The following is a 3868-nucleotide window of genomic DNA, read 5'->3' as shown; positions in this document are numbered from 1 at the left end:
ATGCTGCTGTTCGGCATGGCCATGGTTATCGTCATGCTGTGGAAGCCGCGCGGCTTCGTCGGCAGCCGTGAGCCGACCGCCTTCCTCAAGGAACGAAGAGCGGTCTCAGGCTCCTTCACCAAGGAGGGCCACGGCTGATGGACGTGCAAGCTTCCCAGAGTGATTTCATCCTGCAGGTCGAGCACCTGTCGATGAAGTTCGGCGGCCTGGTCGCCATCGGCGACCTGTCGTTCCAAGCCAAGCGCGGCGAGATTACCGCGCTGATCGGACCGAACGGTGCCGGCAAGACGACGGTGTTCAACTGCATCACCGGCTTCTACAAGCCCACCGAGGGCATGATCACGCTGAACAAGCGCGACGGCTCGACGTATCTGCTCGAGCGCCTGCCCAACCACGAGATCCCGGCGCGCGCCAATGTGGCGCGCACCTTCCAGAACATCCGCCTGTTCTCGGGCATGACGCTGCTGGAAAACCTTTTGGTCGCCCAGCACAACAAGCTGATGAAGGCCTCGGGCTACACCTTCCTCGGCCTGTTCGGCTTCCCGAGCTACCGCCAGGCCTCGGCCGAGTCGATCGAGCTCGCCAGGCACTGGCTGGAGAAGGCCGATCTCGTCGAGCGCGCCGATCATCCGGCCGGCGACCTGCCCTATGGCGCGCAGCGGCGGCTGGAGATCGCGCGCGCCATGTGCACCGGGCCTGAGCTGCTGTGCCTCGACGAGCCGGCCGCCGGCCTCAACCCGAAGGAATCGGCCTCGCTCAACGAGCTCCTGATCGACATCAAGGACAACACCGGCACCTCGATCCTGCTGATCGAGCACGACATGTCGGTGGTCATGCAGATCTCCGATCATGTCGTGGTGCTGGAATATGGCCGCAAGATCTCCGACGGCAATCCGCAGTCGGTCAGGACCGACCCGCGCGTCATCGCCGCCTATCTCGGCGTCGACGATCAGGAGGTGGAAGAAGTGCTCACCGAAGTCGGCGACGAGGACGTCATCGAACAGCTCGATACCGGGCCCGACTCCGCGCACGGGCCGGGCAATTCCGCCTCTATGATGGCAGGACCGGTTTCCGATACCGTCGAACACGCGGACGAGGGCGAGCGCGTCACGGTCTCTAAGGGCGCCTCGAAAGCGGCTCAGGTCGATGCGCGCGCGAACTCAACAAGAAGCAAGCCGGCCTCGCAGGCCGGAAAGCCCGCAGCGCAGGCGAAGCCCTCGGCCAAAAAGTCCACCTCGCCGGCCAAGCCGGCCGCGAAATCCTCGACAGCCAAGCCGCGCGGAGGGCGTAAATAATGGCCGGCACAACGCTGCTCGATATCAAGGGCGTGCAGACCTATTACGGCAACATCCGGGCGCTGAACGGCGTCGACGTCAACGTCAACCAGGGTGAGATTGTGGCGCTGATCGGCGCCAACGGCGCCGGCAAGTCGACGCTGATGATGACCATCTTCGGCGCGCCGCGTGCCCGCGCCGGCACCATCACCTTCGCCGGCACCGACATCACGCAGATGCCGACGCACGAAATCGCGCGGCTGCGCATCGCCCAATCGCCGGAAGGGCGCCGCATCTTCCCGCGCATGACGGTGATGGAAAACCTGCAGATGGGCGCCAGCATCGACAACCTCAAGCATTTTGACGAGGATGCCGAGAAGGTGTTCGCGCTGTTCCCGAGGCTTAAGGAGCGCATCAACCAGCGCGGCGGCACGCTGTCGGGCGGCGAGCAGCAAATGCTGTCCATCGGGCGCGCGCTGATGGGGAGGCCGAAGCTGCTCCTGCTCGACGAGCCGTCGCTGGGTCTGGCGCCGCTGATCGTCAAGCAGATCTTCGACGCCATTCGCGAGCTCAACAGGTCGCAGGGGTTGACCGTGTTCCTGGTCGAGCAGAACGCCTTCGGCGCGCTCAAGCTCGCCAATCGCGGCTACGTCATGGTCAACGGCAATGTGACGATGAGCGGCACCGGCAAGGAGCTGCTCGCCAATCCGGAAGTGCGCGCCGCATATCTCGAAGGCGGGCATCACTAGGGCAGTTTTGATGCAATTCCGGACGGAAAACCGTTTCACACTTTTCCTGGAATTGCTCTAGGGTTGGGAGACATCAATCATGCAGGGCGTTCTCTACGAAGAAGCCTCGATCTGGCACTTCTTGTTCGTCACGGGCCTGCTCGGCGGCGGGGCGGCTTGGATGACCGGCAAAGCCGTGGCCCAGACCTGGGGCACCCACGTCCGCCTGTTCATTTACATGCTTGGCCTCGGCATCGGGGTAAGGTTCATCCATCATGCCCTGTTCGGAGGCACGATGTTCTCGTTGCATTATTACATCGTCGATACCGTTGTGCTGATGATATTCGGCTTCCTCGGTTATCAGTACACGCGCACGAACCAGATGGTCACTCAGTATAATTGGCTCTACGAAAGAGCTTCCTTATTGAGCTGGAAGCCGAAAGGTTGAGGTTCATGATTAACGTCGTTTCAGGGATGAATCGGCGTGACAAGTGCCTGAAAATCGGCATTCTATGCTTTCTGCGATAAGGGTGGGCATCGCATGAAAGTATCATCCACGCCCACTCCGTAAATGGGAGCGTTTCAATGAAAAAATCACTCTTGTCCGCCGTGGCGCTGACCGCGTTCATCGCGTTCAGCGGCAGCGCGTGGGCCGACATCCTGATCGGCGTCGCCGGTCCGATCACCGGTCCGAACGCCGCTTTCGGCGCGCAGCTGCAGAAGGGCGCGGAACAGGCGGTCGCCGACATCAACGCGGCGGGCGGCATCAATGGCCAGCAGCTCAAGCTCGAGATCGGTGACGACGTCTCCGATCCCAAGCAGGGCATCTCGGTCGCCAACAAGTTCGTCGCCGACGGCGTCAAGTTCGTCGACGGCCACTTCAACTCGGGCGTGACCATTCCCGCGTCGGAAGTCTATGCCGAGAACGGCATCCTCGTCATGACGCCGGCAGCGACCAATCCGAAGCTCACCGAGCGCGGCCTGTGGAACACCTTCCGCACCTGCGGTCGCGACGACCAGCAGGGCAAGGTGGCGGGCGACTACATCGCCAAGAACTTCAAGGACGCCAAGATCGCCATCATCCACGACAAGACCCCATACGGCCAGGGCCTTGCCGACGAGACCAAGAAGAACCTGAACGCCGGCGGCATCACGGAAGTGATGTATGAAGGCGTGAATGTCGGCGACAAGGACTTCTCGGCCCTGATCGCCAAGATGAAAGAGAACAACGTCACCCTGATCTACTGGGGCGGCCTGCACACCGAAGCCGGCCTGATCATCCGTCAGTCGGCCGACCAGGGCCTGAAGGCGCCGCTGTTCTCCGGCGACGGCATCGTCTCCAACGAACTGGCCTCGATCGCCGGCGATGCCGTTGCCGGCACGCTCAACACCTTCGCTCCGGATCCGCGCAAGAATCCGGCCGCCAAGGAAGTGGTCGAGAAGTTCCGCGCCGCCGGTTTCGAGCCGGAAGCCTATACGCTCTACTCCTATGCCGCCATCCAGATCATCTCGCAGGCCATCGCCAAGGTCGGCTCCGCCGACGACGCGCAGAAGGTTGCCGACACGATCAAGTCCGGCGGTCCGTGGAAGACGGCCATCGGCGAGATCGGTTACGATGCCAAGGGCGACATCACCCGTCCGGACTATGTCATCTACGAGTGGAAGAAGGGCGAGGACGGCAAGTACAGCTACTTCGAGAAATAAGCCGGCAAACAGAAGCCGACTTTTTGCGATGCCCGGCGCTCAGCGCCGGGCATTTTTGTTGTCGGCTGTTTTTCCATCACCCGATCCTCACGGGAGCGCCTACAAAGTGCTCCGTGAACCGCGGGACGGGAGACAAGCGGCCGTTTAGCGCACACGAGCGAT

General features: G+C 62.2%; 4 protein-coding genes. All 4 read left to right on the top strand.

The features are described from left to right. The first annotated feature begins 137 nt into the window (after positions 1-137). Positions 138-1295 carry an ATP-binding cassette domain-containing protein gene (locus tag EOA38_RS30210; RefSeq protein WP_127300953.1) on the top strand — a complete coding sequence of 386 codons (1158 nt, stop codon included), beginning with the start codon at positions 138-140 and terminating at the stop codon, positions 1293-1295. Beyond that, positions 1295-2023 carry an ABC transporter ATP-binding protein gene (locus tag EOA38_RS30205; RefSeq protein WP_126091403.1) on the top strand — a complete coding sequence of 243 codons (729 nt, stop codon included), beginning with the start codon at positions 1295-1297 and terminating at the stop codon, positions 2021-2023. The genes EOA38_RS30210 and EOA38_RS30205 overlap by 1 nt, the downstream gene beginning before the upstream one ends. A 79-nt stretch (positions 2024-2102) precedes the next feature. Further along, positions 2103-2450 carry a DUF6867 family protein gene (locus tag EOA38_RS30200; protein ID WP_126091404.1) on the top strand — a complete coding sequence of 116 codons (348 nt, stop codon included), beginning with the start codon at positions 2103-2105 and terminating at the stop codon, positions 2448-2450. Positions 2451-2587: 137 nt separating this feature from the next. Further along, the gene (locus EOA38_RS30195; protein WP_127300952.1) at positions 2588-3706 is read left to right on the top strand and encodes a branched-chain amino acid ABC transporter substrate-binding protein; all 1119 of its coding nucleotides are present in this window, start codon (positions 2588-2590) and stop codon (positions 3704-3706) included. Positions 3707-3868 lie beyond the last annotated feature (162 nt).

The sequence above is a fragment of the Mesorhizobium sp. M1E.F.Ca.ET.041.01.1.1 genome (assembly GCF_003997355.1).
Taxonomy (GTDB): domain Bacteria; phylum Pseudomonadota; class Alphaproteobacteria; order Rhizobiales; family Rhizobiaceae; genus Mesorhizobium.
Note: the sequence above shows the minus strand (reverse complement) of the source record. Positions and strands in the feature narration are given on the sequence as shown.